Annotated in this window: 1 pseudogene; it reads left to right on the top strand. The window is 66.9% G+C overall.

Annotated elements, in window-relative coordinates:
• Nucleotides 1-38: 38 nt before the first annotated feature.
• Nucleotides 39-1114: pseudogene (locus tag KCI33_RS17825) on the top strand (IS3 family transposase); the annotation flags it as partial.
• Between the last annotated feature and the right edge of the window lie 129 nt (nucleotides 1115-1243).

Raw genomic sequence — 1243 nt, 5'->3', positions numbered from 1 at the left:
GTTGATGCTAGAGTCCGACCTGACAGAAGGATCGGACCATGAAGCCATCGAAGTTCAACGAAGCGCAGATCATCGACATCCTGAGGGAGGCCGAGGCGGGGGCGAAGACCGCCGGTCTCTGGCGTCGACACGGGATCAGCAATTCCACGTTCTACGCCTGGAAGGCGAGGTTCGGCGGCATGGAGGTCTCGGACGCGAAGCGACTGAAGGCGCTCGAGGACGAGAACGCCAGGCTGAAGCGCCTTTTGGCGGAATCCCTGCTCGACCAGGCCGCGCTGAAGGATCTCCTCAGCCGAAAGTGGTGACGCCCGCCGCCAGGCGCGAGGCCGTCGCGATCCTCGTGGAGGTCCACGAGATGAGCGAGCGGCGGGCGTGTTCCGTGATCGGGGCGGACCGGACTTCGGTCCGCTACCGCAGCCGGCGCCCCGACGATGCCGGGCTGCGCGAGCGGATGCGGACGCTCGCGGGCGAACGCCGCAGGTTCGGCTATCGGCGGCTGCATGTGCTGCTGAGAAGAGAGGGATTGGTGATGAACCGGAAGAAGACCCGGAGGCTCTATCGCGAGGAAGGCTTTTCGGTGCGCAAGCGACGCGGTCGGAAGAAGGCAACCGGGACAAGGGCGCCGCTGCTGACCGTTGCCGTGCCGAACGCGCGGTGGTCGGGGGATTTCGTGCACGACCAGTTCGCGCAGGGTCGCCGGTTCCGCGTCTTCAACGTGATCGACGACGTGACCAAGGACTGCCTGGCTGCGGTGGCCGATACCTCGATCTCGGGACCGCGGGTCGCGCGGGAGCTCTCAGCGGTGATCGCGCGGCGCGGCAAGCCGGGCCTCATCGTCAGCGATCACGGGACCGAGTTCACCTCGAACGCGGTGCTGGCCTGGGCCGAGGAGGTCGGCGTGTCCTGGCACTTCATCGCGCCAGGCAAGCCGATGCAGAACGGGATCTGCGAAGCCTTCAACTCCAAGATGCGGGACGAGCTATTGAACGAGACGCTGTTTCACGGGCTCGACCATGCCCGCGCCGTCGTCGCGGACTGGGTCGCCGACTATAACGCCGAGCGCCCGCACTCGGCACTCGGCTGCCAAACCCCCGCCGCTTTCGCGGCCCAACTCACCGCAACGGGCGACCGGCTCCACGGACCGGAAACGTTCCGCCGCTCGCCCATTGCCCCCTCGGCGCAACAGCGCCAAACTCAACCGCGGACCCCGGCATCAGCTGGATCAATGTCGGGGGTCACAGCA

This window comes from Actibacterium sp. MT2.3-13A (assembly GCF_018139985.1).
Classification (GTDB): Bacteria; Pseudomonadota; Alphaproteobacteria; order Rhodobacterales; family Rhodobacteraceae; genus JAGSOU01.
Note: the sequence above shows the minus strand (reverse complement) of the source record. Positions and strands in the feature narration are given on the sequence as shown.